Here is a 20099-nt window from a genome sequence, read left to right as displayed (position 1 = left end):
ACACGCCCTAGCGGGTCCGCGCGGTGATCGGCAGGTGGGTGAAGCCCGCGATGATGTTCGAGCGCATGCGGCGAGGTGCCCCGGCGAGTTCGAAGCCGGTGAACCGGCCGAGCAGTTCGGCGAACAGGATCCGCAGGGCCACCCGGGCGACGGTGTGTCCGATGCAGTAGTGCGCGCCGACGCCGAACGCGATGTGCTTGTTGGGTCGCCGCCGGATGTCGAAGGTGTCCGGGTCGGCGAACACGGTCTCGTCGCGGTTGGCCGACCCCAGCCACACGACGACCGCGTCCCCCGCGGGGATCGGCACGCCCCGGACCTCGACGTCGCGGGTGGCGTGGCGCATGAAGTGCTGGGTGGGCGAGGCCCATCGCAGTGCCTCCTCCACGCCGCTGCCGAGCAGCTCCGGGTGTGCCGCCCAGTCGTCCAGGACCGGCGTCCCGGCCAGTTCGACCATCGCCGCGACCGGTGGCTGGGCGGTGGTGACGGTCGCACCGAGCAGCAGGCTGTAGCAGTTGGACACGATCTCGCCCGGCGACAGCCGGCGTCCGTCCAGTTCCATCGTGAGCAGCACGCTGATCAGGTCGTCACCCGGTGCGCGCCGACGCGCGGTGACGATGTCCTGGAAGTAGGCGAACAGTTCGCGGTGGGCGGTCACGAGGGTGGCCTGCGGTCCGGCGGCGAGCTGGAACTCGGGGTCGTCCGCGGCGATGCAGGCGTGGGCGAGCCGGACCAGCCGCGGCCAGTCCTGTTCCGGCAGCGCCATCATGGTGCCGATCACCGCCATCGGCAGGGTCGCCATGGCGGCGGCGAAGTCGAACGGGCCGCCGTCGGCCAACGGCCGGAGCAGCTCGACGATGACCCGGCGGATGGCCTCCCGGTCGTTCTCCACCGTCTTGATCGACAGCGCCTGCTGCAGCGGGCCGCGCAGGTGCGCGTGCCGGGGCGGGTCGGTGACGGCCATCTGCCGGCCGCCGGCGGGGTCGCCCTGGCCGAGGAGGTTGAGCAGGGTGCCCTGTTCGGAGGTGAACGTGTCGTGGTCGCGGAGCACCCGGTTGGCCTCGGCGTAGCCGACGACCGACCAGTAGCCGATGTCGCCGACCGGCTGCCAGCTCACCGGGGTGTGGCGGCGCAGCCGTCGCCACACCTCGTGCGCCCCGCCCGAGTGGTAGAGGTCGGGGTCGATCAGGTCGACCGGCTGCGGGGCGAGGACCGGGCATCGCGGGGTCGGGGGAACCGCCGTCATCGGGCCTGCTCCTGCCGTGCACCGTCGGCCGGGACCGCCGTCGGGCTGTCCGGGCTCTCCGCAAGGCCGTCCGGGCCCGCCGTCCGCATCCGGGCGGTGAGGGCCGTCGCCAGCTCGGCGACGGTCGGCGACAGGTACAGGATCTGCGCGGGGAGGTCCACGTCGAACTCGCGCTGGGTGGCGACCAGGAGGTCGGTGGCCAGCAGGGAGTGCCCGCCGAGGTCGAAGAAGTCGTCGTCGACGCCGACCGGTTCGATGCCGAGGATGTCGCCCCACAACTCGGTCAGCCGTATCTGCACCTCGGTGACCGGCGGGACGAACTCGTTGGCCACGTTGCGCGGTACCCGGGTGGCGGTGGGCAGGGCGCGGCGGTCGATCTTGCCGTTGCGGTTCACCGGCAGTTCGGGACGGACGAGGATCGCCCAGGGGATCAGGTAGCCCGGCAGCCTGTCCCGCAGTTCGTGGCGCAGCCGCCGACCGAGGTCGGCGTTGCCCGCCGGATCGGGCTGCGCGGGCACGACGTAGGCCAGGAGCCGGGTGCCGCCCGCCGGATCGGCCTGCGGCAGCACGACCGCGTGCCGCACCTCGGCGAGCCGTTCCAACTCGACCTCGACGGCGCGCGGTTCGGCGCGGTAGCCCTGGACCTTGACCTGGTCGTCCGCGCGACCGACGAACTCCAGCGTGCCGTCGGGCAGCCATCGCACGAGGTCGCCGGTCCGGTACATCCGGGCCCCCGGCTCGGTCCCGAACGGGTCGGGCAGGAACCGTTCGGCCGTTGCGGCCGGGCGGCCCAGGTAGCCGCGGGCCAGGCCCGCCCCGGCCACGTACAGTTCGCCGCACTCGCCGGCGGGCACCGGCCTGAGGTCGTCGTCGAGCACGGCGACCCTGGTGCCGCTGATCGGGCGGCCGATCGGCACGCTGCGCAGCTCCGGGAGGGTGCTGCTGGTCCAGCAGGTCGTGTACGTGGTGTTCTCGGTCGGCCCGTAGCCGTTGGTGAAGAGCAGCTCCGGGTAGCGGGCCAGCAGGTGCTGGACGTGGCCCGGCGAGGCCACGTCGCCCCCGGTGAGGACGTGCCGCACGTCGGCGAACGCCTCCAGGTGGGAGCTCACCATCTGGTGGAAGAGCCCGGTGGTCAGCAGCAGGACCGTCACACGCTCGGCGCGGACGACGCGCGCCACGTGCTCCAGCGTGAGGGCGACCGGGGGGAAGAGGACCAGTCGGCAGCCGTTGACGAGGGGGGCCCAGATCTCGAACGTGGACGCGTCGAACGCGACCGGCGCGAGGTGGAAGAAGACGTCCTCGGCGCGGACGTCCACCCAGTCCGCGCCCCGGACGAGCCGGTCGATCGCCCGGTGGGGCACGCCGACACCCTTGGGCTCGCCGGTGGAGCCCGAGGTGTAGCTGACGTAGGCGAGCCGGTCCGGGTCGCCGGGGCGGGCCGCAGCCGCCGGCCCGGTGGCCGGCTCCTGCGCTGGGCCGCCTTCCGTCACCGTGACCGTCACCGTGACGACGGTGTCGGGCAGCTGCTCCCCCAGGGCCTCTCCGACGATCACCATGCCCGCGCCGGCGTCCTTGAGCAGCAGCGCGTGGCGGCCGGCCGGGTCGTCCGGTTCGAGTCCGAGGTACGCCCCGCCCGAGATGAGGACGGCGAGCAGGGCCACGATCAGCTCAGGCGATCGCGGCACCAGCACGCCCACGACGTCCTCCTGCCCCAGTCCGGCCGCTCGCAGCCGCCCGGCGAGCCGGTTGGCGCGGTCGTTGAGCTGCCGGTAGGTCAGGGTCCTTCCGTCGCAGGTGACGGCGGGCGCGTGCGGGGCCCGCTCCGCCTGTTCGGCGACCAGCTCGTGGATGGCCCGTGTGTCGAACGGTGGCCGTCCGCTGCCGACGAACGCCGGGATGTCGGAGGTGAGGACCGTCTTGGTCAACTGCTTCCCGCTTTCCTGTACTGAAGTGTCCCCGTCGGGGTTGAACGCGCGACCGCGTGGGCCGTCGCCGTCGCTGTGCCCGTCGCCGTGGCCATCGCCGTCGCGGTGGCCGACGCGCAGCACGTGGTGCGCGGTGTCACCGGGTGCGTCCACCGCCTCAGACCGCCGGCACGTGGAAGAAGGTGTCGCGCGCAGCGATGCGGCCCTGCGGCGTCATCCGGAAGAAGTCCGCGAACCGCAGCTCGACCTCACCGCCGTCGTGCAGCACGCCGCGGAACAGGCCGTGCACCGCCACCTCGTCGTCGGTCGTGACCACGGTGGCCAGGGTGTGCACGCCGGCGCGGATCACCCGCTGGTCGCGGTAGAAGCGTTCCAGTTCGGCGTGCCCGACCATGGGTTGGTAGCCGGGGCGGTGGTAGCGGGCGTCCGGGGTGAACAGGGCGACCAGCGCGGGCACGTCCCCGGCGTCGACGAGCTGGTAGTACCGGCGGACCTGGGACACTCCCAGCGCCGGGGCCGTCAGGGTTTCCGGGGCCATCGGGGTCTCCGGTGTCGCGGGTGTTGCCGGTGGTGCCGGCGTTTCGTCGGGATGGGAGAGGGTGTGGACCATGCCGAGGTGCTTCCTGTGATCGCTTGACCGCTTGATCGCGGTCAGAGTCGTGTACGTGGTGAGAGAGCCGGTACGGCCGCGGCGTCCGGGGCGTCCTTGAGCGCCTCGACCAGGCGCGCCGGCGTGGGTGCCTGGAACAGGGCGCCGAGGGTGAGTTCACGGCCGAACCTCACCCGCACCCGGTTGACCAGCCGGGTCGCGAGCAGGGAGTTGCCGCCCAGCGCGAAGAAACCGTCGTCGACGCCCACCGCGGGCCGGCCGAGCACCTCGGCGAACAGCGCGCACATCGTCTGCTCCGCCGGGGTTCGCGGCCCGGGCCCGGACGGTGCCGGTGCGAGCTCCGGGACGGGCAGCGCGGCCCGGTCGATCTTGCCCCTGGGCGTCAGGGGGAAGGCGTCGAGCGTGACGATCGCCGAGGGCACCATGTAGTCCGGCAGCGCCGCGCAGGCGTGCTCCCGCACTGCCGCCGGGTCGAGCCCCGAGTCCCCGGCCGGGACGACGTAGCCGATCAGACGCCTGCCGGGCGAGGTACCCGGGCCGGCGACCACGGTCGCCTGGGCGACGTCGGGGTGCCCGGCCAGCACCGCCTCGATCTCGCCCAGCTCGATGCGGAAGCCGTGGAGCTTGACCTGCTCGTCCGCGCGGCCGAGGAACTCGAGTTCCCCCTCGGCGTTCCAGCGGACCACGTCGCCCGTGCGGTACATCCGCTCGCCCGGGTCGCCGAACGGGCACGGCAGGAACTGGCCGGCCGTGCGGCGGGGGTCGTTCAGGTATCCGCGCGCCACGCCCGCACCGGCGACGTACAGCACGCCGGCCACCCCGGGCGGCACCGGCGACAGCGCCTCGTCCAGGACGTACACCCGCCTGTTGTCCACCGGTCGGCCGAGCGGGACGACGTCGGGCACGGGCTCGCCGGGGCGCAGCACCCTGCGCGTGGTGAACGTGGTGGCCTCGGTCGGGCCGTACCCGGCGACCACCACGGAGTCCGGACACCGTGCCAGGACGCGCCGGACGGCATCGGCCGGCACGATGTCACCGCCGGTCCACACCTGGCCGACCCCGGCCAGCGTGCTGGGGGACTCCTCGGCGAACACCCGGAACAGCCCGGCCGTCAGCCACAGCGCACCGACCCGGTGATCGACGATGAGCCGGTGGAGGTCCGAGAGCGCCAGCTCGCCGGGCGGGGCCACGACGACCCGGCCCCCGTTGAGCAGCGGCACCCACCACTCGTAGGTCGAGGCGTCGAAGGCGTGCGGGGAGTGTGCGAGGACCCGCGGGCCGCCCTCTTCGCGCCAATAGCGTTGCGCGGTCAGGCTGATGACGTTGCGGTGGGTCAGGGCCACGCCCTTCGGCGTGCCCGTGGACCCCGAGGTGTACAGGACGCACGCCAGGTGGTCCGGGCGCAGCGGCACGACGGGGTCGGTGGCCGGCTCGTCGGCGAGGCCGGGGTCGGCGTCGACGACCACGACCGCTGTGCCGTGGGACGGTGCGTCGTCCCGGGTGGCCCGGTGGGTGAGCAGCACCGCCGCCCCGGTGTCGTCCAGGACGCGGCGCAGGCGGGCCGTCGGGGCCCGGGTGTCCAGCGGCACGTAGGCGCCGCCGGCCTTGCTGACCGCCAGGACCGACACCACCACGTCGACGGAGCGTTCCATGAGCACCGCCACCGTGCTGTCGCAGCGGACGCCCAGGGCGATGAGCCGATGGGCCAGCCGGTTGGCCCGGTCGTTCAACTCCGCGTAGGACAGGGTGGTTTCCCCGCACACCACGGCGGGCGCATCGGGCGTGCGCGCGGCCTCGGCCGCGAAGGCCAGCGGCACGGTCGGGTGCGGCAGCGGCTGCGTGGTGCGGTTGACGGCCACGACGGTCCGCTGCCGTTCCTCGGGGGTGAGGAGGTCGGGCCGGCCGATCGGCCGGTCCGGGTCGGCGGCCACCGCGTCCAGGAACCGGAGGAAGCGCTGCTGGTGGGCGGCGAGTTCGGCCTCGGAGTAGAGCGCGGGATTCGCGTCGACGTCGAGCCGGGGCTCGGCGCCGTCGGAGCGGTCGTAGACGGAGAACGAGAGGTCCTCGACCGGCCCGTTGGACAGGTTGTGCACGGTGGCCCGGACGCCCGCGAAGTCCAGGTGGTAGTAGAAGGACATGATGTTGACGAGGGGCCCGAACAGGACCCGCTCCGACCTGGCCGGATCCAGCTCCCTGCGCAGGTCCTCGCTGCGGTGGCGCTGGTGCCCGCGCAGGGCGGCGACCTCCTCGGCCACCTGTCGCGCGAGCGCGGACAGGCCCTGTTCCGGGTGCACGCGCAACCGCAGCGGCACCACGTTCGCCACCATGCCGGGGACGGCCGGCCCGGAGGAGCCGGTGCGCCCGGTCACCGGCATGCTGAGCACGATGTCCCGTTCGCCGCTGAGGCGGTGGAGGTACGCGGCGACCGTTGCGGTGAAGGCGCTGGGCCAGCTCGCCCCGGCGGGTCGTGCGGCCCGCCGCAGCGCGGCCACGGTGGGCGCGTCGAGGGCGCTGGTACGGCGCAGGAAGCCGTCCGAGGCGGCCGCCGAGCGGCTGGCGAGGCTGACGGGATCAGGCCGGCCGGCCAACCGGGCCGCCCAGAACTTCCGGTCCTGTTCGGGCTGTTCCGACGCGTGGTAGGCGGCGTCGTGCGCCAGCAGGAGGCTCAACGGCCCGAAGGCCGGTCCTGCCCCCTCCCTGCCCTCGACCAGTCCGGTGTAGGTCTTGGCGACGCGGCGCGCGATGAGCGACATGCTGAAGCCGTCGACCACGATGTGGTGGACGCGCTGGTACCAGAGGAAGCGGTCCGGCCCGACGGCGAACAGGGCCTGGCGGAACAGCCGGTCCCTGGTGAGCCCGAGCGGTGTGGACAGGTCGGCGCGCATCCAGCGCTCGGCCGCCCGCAGCGGATCCGGTGCCGAGGTGAGGTCGACGTGGTCCATCGACCAGTCGGGCGCCGGGGTGACGACCTGCCGGGGGCCCTCGGCACCGTCGGTGAGGCGAACACGCAGGGACTCGGTCTCGTCCACCACGCGCCGCACGGCCGTCTCGAACAGCTCCGGGTCGATCGGCCCGGGGATGTCCACGTACTCGCCGGTGTTGTAGACGGGGCTGCCGGGGCGCAGGTGGTGGGCGAACCAGATGCCGGACTGCGCCGACGACAACGGCAGCTCGTGTCCGTCGCTCATCCGAGCTCCTCCAGGACGGCCGACAGGGCGTCGGCGAAGGGTGCGACGTGCGGCGGCGACAGCATGTCGTGGTGGTTGCCGGGCACCTCGACCACGCTCAACGCCCCCAGGGTGCGGTCGCGCCACCGGGCGGGGACCACGACCGGGGCGGCGAGCACGGGGTGCTCCTCGGCGCTCGTGAACAGGTGGATCGGTGTCCGCAGCCGTGCGGTTGAGCGGTAGCGTCGGGCGGCGTCGCCGTTGGTGGTGAAGACCCTTACCATGCGCCGCAGTTGGTCGGTGCGCACGCGCAGGGGGAGGCGCTCGCCGGCGTGCGCGTCGTGGAGCAGCAGGGACAGGGCGTCCTGCTCGTCGAGCTCGTCGAGGTCTCCGACGGCTCCGGTGGGCAGCCCGGCGGCGAGCGCGAACCGGGCCGTCCCGTGCGCGTCATGGCCGTCGGGCCCGTCGGTGGGCCCGTGGTCGGACTCGGTGGCTCCGCTGGTGGACGCGTCGGTGAGCGCGGGCGCTCCGACGTCGATGATCCCGAGGAATCCCGGGGGGTTCCCCTCCTCCTCCAGCAGGCGGGCCATCTCGAAGGCGACCAGCCCGCCGAAGGACCAGCCGGCCAGCAGGTACGGGCCGTCGGGCAGGACGGACCGCAGCTCCCGCAGGTAGCGCTGCGCCTGCTCCTCGACGGTGGCCAGTGGCGGCTCGTCGGTGTTGTAGCCGACGGCCTCCAGGCCGTAGACGGGCCGGCCGCCGGCGAGCGGTTCGGCGAGGCCCTCGGCCAGGTTCTCGGCGAGGTGCTCGGCCAGGTGGAGGAAGGAGCACACGTCGCCGCTCTGCGGGTGCACCAGGATCAGCGGCGCCCTGCGGTGGTCTCCTTCGGCCAGCGGGACCACGAGCCGGCGCAGGGCCTGCGAGGCGTTGGGCAGTTCCGCGCACAGACCCTCGACGGTGGGATGGCGGAACACCGTGTTCAGCGGCACGGTGACCCCCCACTCCCGCCGGATCGCCTCCACGAGCTCGACCGCCCTGAGCGAATGCCCGCCCAGCGCGAAGAAGTCGTCCCGGACGCCGACCCGCGGGGTGCCCAGCACGCGCTCCCAGATCCTGGTCATCAGGAGTTCCAGCAGGTCCCGCGGCGGTAGCGCACCCGCGTCGTGGCCGTGGCGGGCGGGCTCGGGCAGGGCCCCGCGGTCCACCTTGCCGTTCGTGGTCAACGGGATCCGGTCGAGTGCGGTCAGCGTCGTGGGCACCATGAACTCGGGCAGGGTCTCGCGCAGGGAGCGCCGCAGGACCGCCAGGTCACCGGGCCCGTCCTGCCACACCAGGTAGCCGGCCAGTTCGGCGTCCGTCCCGGTGCCCCGCACCGTCACCGTGGCCCTGGCGACACCGGGCTGCGCGCACAGCGCGGCCTCGATCTCACCCAGCTCGATGCGGTATCCCCGGATCTTCACCTGCTCGTCGGTGCGGCCGAGGAAGACCAGGCTGCCGTCCGGCAGGTACCGCGCCAGGTCGCCGGTCCGGTACAGCCGGCCGCCGTCGGCACCGAACGGATCGGGCACGAAGCGCTCGGCGGTCAGCCCCGGCCGGTTGGCGTACCCGCGGGTGACGCCGGCCCCGCCGATGTGGATCTCACCCGGTACGCCGACGGGCACCGGGGCGCCCGCCGGGTCCAGCAGGTAGATCCGGAGGTTGCCGAGCGGCCGGCCGATCGGCACGGACCCTCCCGGCCGGGCCAGATCCCGGTCGGCGTCCACGCGCCGGGTGACACAGCCGACGGACGCCTCGGTGGGACCGTAGCCGTTCCACAGCGTGGAGACCCGGTCGAGGAGCCGCCGGGCCAGGGCGGGCTGGAGCGGTTCGCCCACGCAGATCGCCTGGAACCGGCCGCCCTGCCAGCCGCCGTCCAGCAGCAGGAGCCAGGTGGCCGGTGTGGCCATGAGCGTGGTGACGCCGAACTCGCGCATCATCTCCGTCAGGCGCGGGCCGTCCACCGCGACCTCCGACGGGGCGATCACCACGCTCGCGCCCCAGGCCAGGGGCATGAGCACCTGGGGGACGATGACGTCGAAGGAGATCGAGGCCACCGAGGCGACGACGTCGTCCCCGCCGAGGTCCAGCTGTCGGCCGCGGACCACCAGGTAGTTGACCACGCCCTCGTGCGGGACCAGCACGGCCTTGGGGCGGCCGGTCGAACCGGAGGTGTAGATCGAGTACGCCAGGTTGGCGGGCGTCGCGAGCGGCGGCAGCCGGTCCTCGGGCAGGGCCGCGATGAGCCCGGCCTCGTCGTCCGTCCACACCGTCGCGGCGCCGTGTTGCGGCAGCCGGTCGGTCAGGGAGCGCTGGGTGAGCAGCAGCGGCACTTCGGCGTCGGCGAGCATGAACGACATGCGCTGTGCCGGGAGGTCCGGGTCCAGTGGCAGGTAGGCGGCGCCCGACTTGAGGACTGCCAGCAGGGCCACGACCAGGTCCGCCGAGCGCGGCAGGCAGACGCCGACCAGGCGTTCCGGCCGTGCTCCCCGGGCTCGCAGGTGCCGCGCCAACTGGTTGGCCCGGCGGTCGAGTTCCCGGTAGGTCAGTCGCTGGGCGCCGCAGCGGACCGCCACCGCGTCGGGGGTCCGCCGGGCCTGCTCCTCGACCAGTTCGTGAACGCAGAGGTCCGCGGGGAAGGGTTCGTCGGTGGCGTTGGCGGCCACCAGCAGCGCTTCGCGCTCGGCCTCGGTGAGCAGGTCCAGGCGCGAGACGGGACGGTCGGGGTCGCCGGCCGCGGCGTCCAGCAGCCGCAGGTAGTGGCCGACCAAGCGTTCCACGCTCGCGCGGTCGAACAGGTCGGTGTCGAAGGCCACGGTCCCGGTGGTCCCGGCTGTCCCGGTCGCGCCGGTCGTGCCCGTCGTGGTCGTCGTGCCCGTCGTGCCCGTCGGCCGGTCGGCTATCACCAGGCTGAGGTCGACCTTGGCCGTGCCGTTGTCGACCTCGATCTGTTCGACATCCGTCCCCATCAGCCGGAGGGCGGCGGCCGGGTCGGACAGGCCGGCGAACATCACCTGGAACAGCGGGTTGCGGTCGAGACCGCGGGCCGGCCGCAGCTCCTGCACCAGCCGTTCGAACGGCAGGTCCTGGTGCGCGTAGGCGTCCACGGCGGTCCGGCGGACCCGGTCGAGCAGCTCGGCGAAGCTCGGGTCGTCCGCGAGGTCGGTGCGGACGACCACGGTGTTGATGAACGAGCCCACCAGCGGGTCGAGTTCCGGACGCGTCCGGCCCGCGACGGGTGTGCCGACCGCCACGTCGGACTGCCCGCTGTAGCGGGCGAGCAGGGCCTGGAACGCGGCGAGCAGCGTCATGAACATCGTCGCGCCGTGCCGCCGGCCCAGCAGCCGCAACCGGCCCGCCAGTTCCTCGGGCACCGTGAAGGTGATCCGCTCGCCCCGGCCCGCGCGGACCGGTCCGCGCGGGCGGTCAGTGGGCAGGTCCAGCGGCGAGAGCCCGGACAACTGAGCGCTCCAGTAGTCCAGTTGGCTCCGCAGGCGTTCGCCGGAGAGCCGGGCCCGCTGCCAGTGGGCAAAGTCCGCGTACTGGATCCGCAAGGGGGGCAGCTCGTGCTCGCGGCCTTCCAGCCGGCTCCGGTACATCGCCGACAGGTCGTCCCACAGCAGCGGCATCGACCAGCCGTCGACGGCGATGTGGTGGACGACCACCACCAGGACGTGCTCGTCCTCGTCGACCCGCAGCAGTGATGCGCGCAGCAGCGGGGCGGTGGCCAGGTCGAACGGGCGCAGGATCTCGGACTGGACGAGATCGCGGGCCAGCCGCGTCCGGCGTTCCGCGGGTTCGGCCCGGAGGTCCGTGACGGGCAGGTCGAACGGCCGGGCCGGCTCGACCGAGGGGCTGGGGCGCCCGTCCCGCTCGGGGAAGGCGGTGCGCAGGACTTCGTGGCGCCGCACCAGCTCGGCGAGGCTGTGGCCGAGGGCGGCCACGTCCAGCGGGCCGTGCAGCCGGAAGACCTCGTGGACGTTGTACATCGCGGGGCCGGTGGACAGCCGCTCGATCAGCCACATGCGTTCCTGGGTGAACGACGTCACCTGCGCACCCGCCGGGCGGGGCGGGATCGCGGCCTCCGGCTCGCCCTCGGCGGCCCTGCTCCGGGCCGCGCGGACGCGCTGGTCGAGCAGGGCCCGTGTGGTGGCCGGCGTGGTGGCCGGTGTGGGGCCGGCCGACGGGGCGGCTCCGGACGTGGAACCGGTCGGCTGGCCGGGCTCGGGGCGACTGTGCTGTGCCTTCACGGGTGACGGGCCTCTCCGGCGGGAAGCGGTTCCGCTTCGGCGGCGGCGCCGAGGTCCGCCAGCAACGCCGCGTCGATGCCGTCGGCGAGTTCGGCGACGGTCGGGTGGTAGAAGAGCAGGGCGACGGGCAGTTCGAGGTCGAGTGCCCGGCCGAGTCGGGACATGACCTTCGAGGCGAGGAGCGAATGGCCGCCCAGCTCGAAGAAGTCGCTGTCCACGCCGTCCGGGGTGACACCGAGCACCTCGGCCCAGGTCTCCAGCACGAGGAGCTCGGTCTCGGTGGCGGGCCCGGACTCGGTGGCGGGCTCGGGCCCGGTCCCGCTCCCAGGTGTGGCGGGAGCGGGGCGGCTCACCCGGAGGCCGGGAGGGGTCTCCCACGCCGATATCGGCCGTTCGGGGCTGTCGACGAGCTGGTCGAGCAGGGCCCTGTAACCCTCGGAGAGTTGCCGCACCGTGTCACGGTCGAAGAGGTCGGCGGCGTAGCGGATGACGCCGGTGAAGCGATCGCCGCCGTCCGTCATGGAGACCTCGATGTCGAACTTCGCCACGTCATTCGGCATTTGATGGTCACTCACCTCAAGCCCCGGGAGGCCGGACGGGAGCGCGGGCGGATCCTCCAGCTGGAACATGACCGTGAACAGCGGGTGTTGGCCGAGGTCGCGTTCGGGCCGCAGCTCCTGGACCAGCCGTTCGAAGGGGACGTCCTGGTGGGCGTAGGCCTCCACCGCGCCCCGCCGCACCCGGGCGAGCACGTCGGTGAAGCCGGGGTCGCCGGACAGGTCGGTGCGCAGGACGAGCGTGTTGACGAAGAAGCCGACCAGCGGCTCCACCTCGATCCGGGTCCGCCCGGAGATCGGCGTCCCGACCGTCACGTCGGCCTGTCCCGTGCAGCGCGCGAGCAGGACCTGGAAGGCGGCCAGCAGCGTCATGAACGGCGTCACCTCGTGGGTGCGCCCCAGTGCGCGTATTCGCTCGGCGAGTTCCGCCGGGATCTCGATCTCGACCTGGTCGCCCCGGCCTGACCACACCGCGGGGCGGGTTCGGTCCGTCGGGAGCAGCGACGGGCTCAGGTCCGCCAAGTGCTCGCGCCAGTAGGCGAGTTGGTCCAGCATCGCCGTTCCGGCCTGGTGGCTCCGTTGCCAGTCGGCGAAATCGGCGTACTGGACGGGCAGGTCCGCCAGGGCGATCGGCCGGCCGTCGACGGCGGCTCCGTATCCGGCGGAGAACTCCTGCCACAGCACCGACAACGACCAGCCGTCACAGGCGATGTGGTGCATCACCAGGAGCAGCAGGTGGTCGTCGGGGGCGATGCGGATCAGTCGGGCCCGCAGCATCGGAGCGGTCCCGAGGTCGAACGGGGTCGCCAGGTCGGCGGCCGCCAGCTCCCGGGCCCGCTGCCAGGCCTGCTCCGCCGGGGTGTGCGTCAGATCGGTGATCGTCGGCACGAAGGTCTCGACCGGCTCCGCGACGTGGCGCGGGCCGTCCTCGGTGTCGACGATCCTGCCGCGCAACACCTCGTGGCGCCGCACGACTTCGGTCAGCGCCCGGGTGAGCGCCCCCTCGTCCAGCCGGCCGCGCAGGCGTACCGCGGTCGGGACGTTGTGGTCCGGCCGGCCCGGCCGCAGCCGGTCGAGGAACCACAGCCGTTGCTGGGCGAAGGACAACGGGGTCGGAGCGTGCGCGCGCCGATCGGGACCAGGCATGACGGATGCACCTTTCACGGCGATCGGGAACGCTTCAGCGCCCCGGAAATCCCCTCGCCGATTCGCGACTTGGCGAACAGTACGGCGGATACTAGGTCGCTCCCGTCTCACTCCGCAAGATCGAGAACAGGGTTGCAGGCATCAAGACAATATTTACGCCAGTCCGCCGGAATCCTTATGTAGATCGAACACGCTCGACGGTTAGCATCGGCGCGGCCGGCCCGGCACCCTCTCTGACGTGCGGTCATGATGCGGATCGCGCACCCCACTTCCATGGACGGGCACCACGTGATAATTCTTCTGTCTCCAAGGGGCGACCGGGTGGGCCCCTTTCCTGTCGGGCCTTCATTGTTCCGAATAAGATCGGTGAACCCGTTGCATGAACTCATCCGTTGTATATGAACCCACCCCGTTGCATGAACTCGGAGAAGTCGTGATGCAGCAGCAGAGCCTGGTGGGTTCATTCGTCTCGCACGCCACCGGCCACCCCGGTGATCCGGCGCTGATATGGCGCGGAGAAGAGACGACCTACCGTGAACTCCACCAGCGGGCGGAGCGGGAGCGCGTCCGGATCGCCCGGCTCGCCCCGGGCGGGGACGAGCCGGTCGGCATCCCGGCCGCCAAGTCGCCCTCGACGATCGCCCTGGTGCTCGCCTGCCTGCTGGAAGGGCGGCGTTTCCTGCTGCTGCCCGCGCCCACGCCGGACGGGAGGACGCCCCACGCGCTGGTCGAGCAGGCCGGGATCCGGCACGTCCTGTCGCCGGAGAGCGACCAGGCGCCCGGACCCGGGCCGGGCGCCCCGGACCAGCCGGCGGAACCGGCAGCACCGCGCCGTACGGAGCCCGGCGACGTCTCCTTCATGTTCACCACCTCCGGTTCCACCGGACGGCCGAAGATCGTGCCGCTGAGCACGGGGGCGGTGGACCGCTTCACCACCTGGGCCGGCGAGCAGTTCGGCATCCGCCGGGGAACGACGGTCCTCAACTACGCGCCGCTCACCTTCGACCTGTGCCTGCTGGACATCTGGACCACGCTCAAGTACGGCGGCCGCGTCGTCCTGGTCGATCCGGCCCGGGCCACCCAGCCGGGCCACCTGCTGGACCTCGTGTCCCGCCACGCGGTCCAACTCGTCCAGGCGGTACCGATGTTCTACCGTCTACTGGTCGACGCGGCCGCCGGGAGCGGCCGGCGCCTCGACACGGTCGAGCACGTCGTCTTCACCGGCGACAGCATGCCCGCCCGCTGCCTGGCCGAACTCCCGCAGCTGTTCACCGGCGCGCGGCTCCACAACGTCTACGGCTGCACCGAGACCAACGACAGCTTCCTGCACGAGGTCGACGGCACCGAGCCGGCGGACGGCCCGGTGCCGATCGGGCGCCCGCTGCCCGGAGTCCACGCGGTGATCGTCGGTGCCGACGGCGGGATCCTGACCGGGCCGGGAACCGGCGAGCTCCACGTCGCGACGCCCTTCCAGACCGACGGCTACCTGGACCGGGAGCAGGACGCGGACAGGTTCGCGACCCACCACCACGACGGGCAGGCCCGGCGCTACTTCCGCAGCGGCGACCTCGTACGGCGCGACCGGGACGGCCGCATCACCCTGGAAGGCCGCAACGACCACCAGGTCAAGGTCCGCGGCGTGCGGGTCAACACCCACGAGGTCGAGCAGGTGCTGCTCGACCATCCCGACGTCGTCGAGGCGGCCGTGGTGGCCGTGCCCGACCCGGTGGCCGGCCGCCTGCTGCGGGGCGTGGTCCGCCGCGCCCCGGACAGCCGGCTGAACTCGCTGGCGCTGCGCCGGCACTGCGCACAACGGCTTCCGCTCACCGCCGTCCCCTCGACCCTGCTGATCGTGGACGACCCGCTGCCCAGGACGTCCACCGGAAAGATCGACCGCACGCCCCTCCAGCTCGCCTCCTCCCCGTCCCAGCCAAACGAAGGAACGGCCACGTGAAACACGCCGCGGTAGTCACGCAGTTCATCATCGAGGAGTTCCTACCGGACGTCGGCGCGAACGAACTGGACGCCGACTACGACCTCGTGGACGGCGGGGTCATCGACAGCCTCGGCCTGCTCAAGACGATCGCCTGGCTCGAGGACTGCTTCGACCTGCGCGTCGAGGAGATCGACCTCGACCTCGACCCGGACAGCTTCCGCTCCGTCGGCTCGATCAGCAGGTTCATCGAACAGGCCCAGCAGCACCGGACGGACGCCCCCTAGTCATGCACGAGGTGCTGCGAGCGCTGATCGGCCGGGACCGCGCCGTCGTCGATCAGGAGATGTGGGGGTCCTTCTGGGACCAGCTGCGCGACGGCGCCCTCCGCTCCGGCGAGACGGTGGCGCTGCTGTCCTCGCTGTCCACCCGGATGCCCGATCGGGACACGCTGGTCGCCATGCTCCGCTCGCTGGACGAGCGACGGCCGGCCGTCGCCGCGCGGCTGGACCGCACGGCCAACATCGTCGGCACCGGAGGCGGGCCGGCCACGTTCAACATCTCCACCGCGGCGGCGTTCGTCGCCGCCGCCCTGGGCGTGCGCATCGTCAAGACGGGATCCCGCGCCTACACGAGCACCTGCGGCTCCCACGACCTGCTCGACCGCCTCGGCATCCGAACGACCACCTCGTACGAGCAGACCGACGACCTGCTGGAACGCTTCGGCATCGCCTTCCCCGGGAACTTCGTCTACCCGCGGGAGGTGGCGCTGCTGGCCCGGAGCATCGTGCCGATGGACCTGCGGATGATCGGCGGATTCATCAACTCCGTCGGCCCCTTCCTGGCCGCGGTGCCGGTCTCCGCCCAGCTCGTCGGCGTCTCGGACCATTCGCTGCTGCCGGCTCTGGGCCGGGTCGCCGCCACCGTCGCCGACCGGAGGATCTGGCTGTGCTCCAACGAGCTGGGAGTCGACGAGCTCGTCAGCTCCGTCGACAACGTCGTCCTCACCAATGACGGCACCGACGCGATCCGGCTGCGGGCCGAGGCTGCCGCAAGCAGCACCGACCCGATCGCCGAACTACGGCCGACCGGAGCGGGAGAGGACGTGGTCGACCACTTCCTCGCCGTGCTCTCCGGAGCCGGGACGGCTCTCGCAACGCGGACCGTCTGCCTGAACGCCGCCGCCCTGGCCGTCGCGAGCGGGCTGATCGACGGGTGGCCGGAGGCGATCAGGGCGGCCGACGACGCCCTCCGCAGCGGCGCCGCCCGCGACCTCGTCGACCGCTTGCGCGCGCACCCGGCGCGCCGCGCAATACCTACGGCGCGTGCGCGGTGAGCGGGTTCTTCGCGCGCCGGCCACCGGACCAGCCCGGCCTGGCGATGTTCCTCAACGCCGGAGACCCCCCGCTGCCCGTCCTGGCCGACGTCATGCGGATGCTCGACGACTGCCGCGTGGACTGCCTGGAGCTGGCGGTGCCCTTCCCCGACTCGGTCACCGACGGGCCGGTCATCCGCCGATCGGCGCAGCGGGCCCTGGCCGACGGCGTCGGACTCGACGAGGTGCTCGGACTCCTCAGCGGGATCCTGCCCCGGCTGCGCCACCTGCGGGTGGCACTGCTGGCCGACTGGAGCCACACGGTCAGAGGCCCGGCCGTGCCCGGCTTCGTCCGGCGGGTCGCCGACTCGGGCGTCGACGGGCTGCTGGTCCACGGCCTGCCACCGCGGCTACGGGCCGGCTACCTCGAAGCGGTGCAGGAGGCGGGGCTGCCCGTGGTCGCCACCTGCTACGCCGCGTCAACGGCCGAGGTCAAGGCCGCGGCCGCGGCCGCCGAGAGCGCCACCGCGTACCTGTACCTGGTGGCCCACTACGGCCGCAGCGGCGGCACGCTCACGGCCGACCGCCAGGAGCTGGCCGCCGCGCTGGCCGCACTGCGCAGGACGACCGCCGTACCGATCGCCGTCGGATTCGGCGTCCGCTCCAGGGCGGACATCGACCTGCTGCACGGCCTCGGCGCCGACGCCGCGGTCGTGGGCAGCGCCGGGGTCGCCCGGATCGAGCACGCCCTCGCCGAAGGGGCCGACGTGGTCGAGGAGCTCCACACCTTCGTACAGACCGTTTCGCCGTATTCAGCAAGCCGCTCACTCGACAAGCCACTCATTCAGCAAACCCCTGATTCAGCAAGCCACTCATTCAACAAGCCGCCAGGAGGCACACCCGATGATCGTCCGACGCCTTGACGAGGTGACCACCGTGGACTGGGGCAACGGGCTCAGCCGCAGGTTCCTTCTCGAATCCGACGGCCTGGGCTACACGATGACGGACACCACCGTCCGCGCCGGCACCAGGTCGCGGCTGGAGTACCGCCGCCACCTGGAGGCCTGCTACTGCATCGAGGGAACGGGCCAGGTGGTGAACGCCGACGGCACGTCCCACTCGATCGAACCGGGCACGCTGTACGCGCTCGACCTGCACGACGCCCACTTCCTGATCGCGGACCAGGACGCGGACCTCCGCCTGGTGTGCGTGTTCTCGCCCGCGTTGCGCGGCGACGAACGCCACAACCTGGACTCAGCCGATTTCTCCGAGTACTAACAGGACTGACAGATGATCAGGTGGAACGCCGACCAGATCGCTCTGGGCGAGGGGATCGCCCAGTGGTGCGAGGAGCTCAGCTCGGGCCATCTCGAAGGGGACGCGGAAGGCGCCTTCCCGTGGGACAAGTGGAAGCTGATCCAGAGGTCCGGAATCCTCGGCCTGCCGTTCGACGAGCAGTGGGGCGGGCTGGGCCAGGACCTGCTCACCACCATGCACGTGCTCGAACAACTCGGCACCGGGTGCCGTGACGGCGGACTGAACTTCTCGGTCGCCACCCACCTGGTCAGCGTCGGAGTCCCGCTGCAGCGGTTCGGCTCGCCGGAGCTCAAGGCGCGCCACCTGCCGGGGATCTGCTCGGGAGAGACGATCGGGGCGCACGCGATCAGCGAGACCGAGAGCGGCTCCGACGCGCTGGCGATGAGGACCACGGCCACCCGCGAGGGCGACGGCTTCGTGCTGCGGGGCGGCAAGGCCTTCATCACCAACGGCCCCGTGGCCGACGTGTTCGTGGTCTACGCGCGCACCCACCCGAAGGCCGGCCCGCTCAGCATCACCGCCTTCGTCGTGGAGCGGGACACCCCGGGGCTCGTCGTCGGGCCGCCCGTCGCCACCATGGGGCTGCGGACGGCACCACTGAGCGAACTGCACTTCGACGACTGCCGGATCCCCGCATCCGCCGTGATCGGCCGGGTCGGATCCGGGTTCCTGGTCCTGGACCACGTGATGAAGTGGGAGATCCTCTGCTCCTTCGTCATCAACACCGGGCAGATGCGGTACCGGCTCGACCGCTGCGTCGAATACGCCAAGGAGCGCGTCCAGTTCGGCAATCCGATCGGCTCGTACCAGTCGGTCTCCCACAAGCTCGTGGACATGAGCATCGGCCTGGACACCGCGCGGAAGTGGCTCTACGACACGGCCGTCCGGCTGACGGAGGGCGAGAACGTCACGCGGGACATCGCCGTCAGCAAGGTCCTCACCAGCGAGAGCAACCTCTCCTCCGCACTGGCCGCCGTGCAGATCTTCGGCGGCAGCGGGTACCTGGCCGAGTACGGGCTGGAGAAGGACGTGCGCGACGCGGTCGCCGGCCCGATCTACTCGGGCACGTCGGAGATCCAACGCAACCGCATCGCCGCCATGTTGGGGTTGTGACACCTGATGCTGGTCAAGATCTGCGGAGCCACCTCGGCCGAGGACGTGGCATCGCTCGACAGTGCCGGAGCCGACTTCGTCGGCCTGTGGCACGGCGTCCCAGGAGGCCGTGCAGACCTGACGCTCAGTCAACTGACGTCCCTCGCTGACGCCGTGCACCGAACGGAGCGAATGCATCCGGTCCTCGTGACCTTCCTCAAAGACGCCGGGACGCTGCGCGCGGCGACGGCCGCGGCCCGGGTCCGGTGGGTCCAACTGCACGGCTACCAGCCGCCGGGCCTGGTCCGCGCCCTGAAGGGCACCACGGACCTCACCGTGGTCAAGGTGCTGCACCTCGGTGCGGACACCCGCGCGGAGCGGTCCCTGATCGCGGCGTACGAGCGGGCCGGAACGGACCTCTTCCTGCTGGACGCGGTGGCCGGGGACGGCCGGATCGGCAGTACCGGGCAACCGGCGGACTGCGGGGCCGTCATCGAGTTCGCGGACCGCCTCTCGCGGCCCTTCCTGCTGGCCGGCGGCATCTCGGCCGACAACCGGGAGGACTACCGGGCCGTGCTGGACCACCCCCTGTTCCTGGGCATCGACGTGGACACGGCGGCCAGGGACGTCGACGGACGGCTGAGCGCCGACCGGGTCACGGCCGTACGGCGCGGCTGGCACGATCCGAAAGCGAGGGTCTAGATGACGGCCGCGTTCATCGAGGCGCTGCTGGACGCCCGCCGACCGGTGATCATGGAGCTCAAGCGGCAGGACGCCGCCGGACACGACCTGTTCGGTGGCAGGTCGGCCGCCCGTCTGGTCGCCGACTACCAGGACGTCGGCGCACCCTGCCTGTCCGTGGTGACCGGCCGGTGGTTCGGCGGCACCCCGGACCTGCTGCACGAGGTCGTGGCAGCGACGGACCTGCCCGTGCTCCAGAAGGACTTCATCACCCGCCGGAGCCAACTGCACCAGGCCCGCGAGAGCGGCGCGTCCGCGGTCCTGCTCACCGCCGCGCTGCTGCCGCGCGCCACCCTGGGCCACCTGGTCGAGCTCGGCCTGAGCCTGGGCCTGACGCCCTTCGTCGAGGTCACCACCGAGGCGGAGATCGGCCGCGTGCCGCGCGCCGAGGAGTGCGTGGTCGCGGTGAACAACAAGGACATCGCCACCCGCGAACGCGGCGCGGGCGACCTCGGGCGCAGCTCTTCACTCCTGCCCGCGGTGCTGCGCAGCGGCACCCGGTGCCCGGTGAGTGCCGGGGCGATCCGCGGCCCCGACGACGCCGCCCGCCTGCTCGATGAGGGCTTCGCCGGCGTGCTCATCGGAACGGGCCTCCTGCGCGCCGCCAGCCTGCCGGCATGGCTGGACGACCTCGACGCCCACCTCGACGCCCGTCCTGGCACCCGCCTCGACCCCCGTCTCGACACCTGTCCCGATGCCGGCCGCGAACCGGCTCCCCCCGTCCGCCGCCCGGCGGACCCCCCGACCACCGACATCTGGAGGTAACA

At 72.5% G+C, this 20099-nt stretch carries 14 protein-coding genes; 8 read left to right on the top strand and 6 right to left on the bottom strand.

The features are described from left to right. Window positions 1-7: 7 nt before the first annotated feature. From ACFVX9_RS13950 to ACFVX9_RS13925, 6 genes are all read right to left on the bottom strand, one after another. Window positions 8-1243, bottom strand: coding sequence for a cytochrome P450 (locus ACFVX9_RS13950; protein WP_387981771.1), 1236 nt, complete (start codon window positions 1241-1243; stop codon window positions 8-10). Continuing rightward, entirely contained in the window at window positions 1240-3321 is a 2082-nt protein-coding gene (locus ACFVX9_RS13945) for an amino acid adenylation domain-containing protein (protein ID WP_387981769.1), read from the bottom strand. Before ACFVX9_RS13945 ends, ACFVX9_RS13950 begins: the two co-directional genes overlap by 4 nt. Window positions 3322-3325: 4 nt before the next feature. Further along, window positions 3326-3706 carry a nuclear transport factor 2 family protein gene (locus ACFVX9_RS13940; protein WP_063352271.1) on the bottom strand — a complete coding sequence of 127 codons (381 nt, stop codon included), beginning with the start codon at window positions 3704-3706 and terminating at the stop codon, window positions 3326-3328. Between the two features lie 113 nt (window positions 3707-3819). Next, window positions 3820-6966 carry an amino acid adenylation domain-containing protein gene (locus ACFVX9_RS13935; protein WP_387981766.1) on the bottom strand — a complete coding sequence of 1049 codons (3147 nt, stop codon included), beginning with the start codon at window positions 6964-6966 and terminating at the stop codon, window positions 3820-3822. Continuing rightward, window positions 6963-11231, bottom strand: coding sequence for an amino acid adenylation domain-containing protein (locus ACFVX9_RS13930; RefSeq protein WP_387981765.1), 4269 nt, complete (start codon window positions 11229-11231; stop codon window positions 6963-6965). The genes ACFVX9_RS13935 and ACFVX9_RS13930 overlap by 4 nt, the downstream gene beginning before the upstream one ends. Beyond that, window positions 11228-12934 (bottom strand): condensation domain-containing protein, encoded by a 1707-nt coding sequence (locus ACFVX9_RS13925; protein ID WP_387981763.1) that lies wholly within the window; start codon window positions 12932-12934, stop codon window positions 11228-11230. The genes ACFVX9_RS13930 and ACFVX9_RS13925 overlap by 4 nt, the downstream gene beginning before the upstream one ends. A 436-nt stretch (window positions 12935-13370) precedes the next feature. Here ACFVX9_RS13925 and ACFVX9_RS13920 point away from each other — a divergent pair, with 436 nt between their 5' ends. From ACFVX9_RS13920 to ACFVX9_RS13885, 8 genes are read left to right on the top strand one after another with little or no spacing between them, the layout of a single operon-like run. After that, window positions 13371-14888, top strand: coding sequence for an AMP-binding protein (locus tag ACFVX9_RS13920; protein ID WP_387981761.1), 1518 nt, complete (start codon window positions 13371-13373; stop codon window positions 14886-14888). After that, window positions 14885-15154, top strand: a complete 270-nt coding sequence (locus ACFVX9_RS13915) for an acyl carrier protein (RefSeq protein WP_331744340.1) — start codon at window positions 14885-14887, stop codon at window positions 15152-15154. Before ACFVX9_RS13920 ends, ACFVX9_RS13915 begins: the two co-directional genes overlap by 4 nt. A gap of 2 nt (window positions 15155-15156) precedes the next feature. Further along, complete coding sequence (locus tag ACFVX9_RS13910; protein ID WP_387981759.1) at window positions 15157-16203, top strand: anthranilate phosphoribosyltransferase; 1047 nt, start codon at window positions 15157-15159, stop codon at window positions 16201-16203. Next, entirely contained in the window at window positions 16200-17105 is a 906-nt protein-coding gene (gene trpA, locus ACFVX9_RS13905) for a tryptophan synthase subunit alpha (protein ID WP_387981757.1), read from the top strand. The genes ACFVX9_RS13910 and trpA overlap by 4 nt, the downstream gene beginning before the upstream one ends. Beyond that, entirely contained in the window at window positions 17086-17460 is a 375-nt protein-coding gene (locus ACFVX9_RS13900) for an ectoine synthase (RefSeq protein ID WP_063352279.1), read from the top strand. The genes trpA and ACFVX9_RS13900 overlap by 20 nt, the downstream gene beginning before the upstream one ends. A gap of 12 nt (window positions 17461-17472) precedes the next feature. Next, window positions 17473-18612: an acyl-CoA dehydrogenase family protein gene (locus ACFVX9_RS13895; protein ID WP_380340068.1), complete on the top strand. Its 1140-nt coding sequence runs from the start codon at window positions 17473-17475 to the stop codon at window positions 18610-18612. Between the two features lie 6 nt (window positions 18613-18618). Continuing rightward, window positions 18619-19293: an N-(5'-phosphoribosyl)anthranilate isomerase gene (locus ACFVX9_RS13890; protein ID WP_380423881.1), complete on the top strand. Its 675-nt coding sequence runs from the start codon at window positions 18619-18621 to the stop codon at window positions 19291-19293. After that, complete coding sequence (locus ACFVX9_RS13885) at window positions 19294-20097, top strand: indole-3-glycerol-phosphate synthase (protein WP_387981755.1); 804 nt, start codon at window positions 19294-19296, stop codon at window positions 20095-20097. The last annotated feature ends 2 nt before the right edge of the window (window positions 20098-20099 follow it).

Origin of the sequence: Kitasatospora sp. NPDC058243 (assembly GCF_042882025.1) — a bacterium.
Taxonomy (GTDB): Bacteria; Actinomycetota; Actinomycetes; order Streptomycetales; family Streptomycetaceae; genus Kitasatospora.
The sequence above is the reverse complement of the archived record's forward strand: the minus strand, read 5'-3'. Positions and strand labels throughout refer to the sequence as shown.

Coding starts and splice junctions, on each gene's coding strand:
- ACFVX9_RS13890 (WP_380423881.1), top strand. CDS start 18,619: ATGCTGGTCAAGATCTGCGGAGCCACCTCGGCCGAGGACGTGGCATCG.
- ACFVX9_RS13920 (WP_387981761.1), top strand. CDS start 13,371: ATGCAGCAGCAGAGCCTGGTGGGTTCATTCGTCTCGCACGCCACCGGC.
- ACFVX9_RS13940 (WP_063352271.1), bottom strand. CDS start 3,706: ATGGCCCCGGAAACCCTGACGGCCCCGGCGCTGGGAGTGTCCCAGGTC.
- ACFVX9_RS13900 (WP_063352279.1), top strand. CDS start 17,086: ATGATCGTCCGACGCCTTGACGAGGTGACCACCGTGGACTGGGGCAAC.
- ACFVX9_RS13925 (WP_387981763.1), bottom strand. CDS start 12,934: ATGCCTGGTCCCGATCGGCGCGCGCACGCTCCGACCCCGTTGTCCTTC.
- ACFVX9_RS13910 (WP_387981759.1), top strand. CDS start 15,157: ATGCACGAGGTGCTGCGAGCGCTGATCGGCCGGGACCGCGCCGTCGTC.
- ACFVX9_RS13950 (WP_387981771.1), bottom strand. CDS start 1,243: ATGACGGCGGTTCCCCCGACCCCGCGATGCCCGGTCCTCGCCCCGCAG.
- ACFVX9_RS13895 (WP_380340068.1), top strand. CDS start 17,473: ATGATCAGGTGGAACGCCGACCAGATCGCTCTGGGCGAGGGGATCGCC.
- ACFVX9_RS13885 (WP_387981755.1), top strand. CDS start 19,294: ATGACGGCCGCGTTCATCGAGGCGCTGCTGGACGCCCGCCGACCGGTG.
- ACFVX9_RS13935 (WP_387981766.1), bottom strand. CDS start 6,966: ATGAGCGACGGACACGAGCTGCCGTTGTCGTCGGCGCAGTCCGGCATC.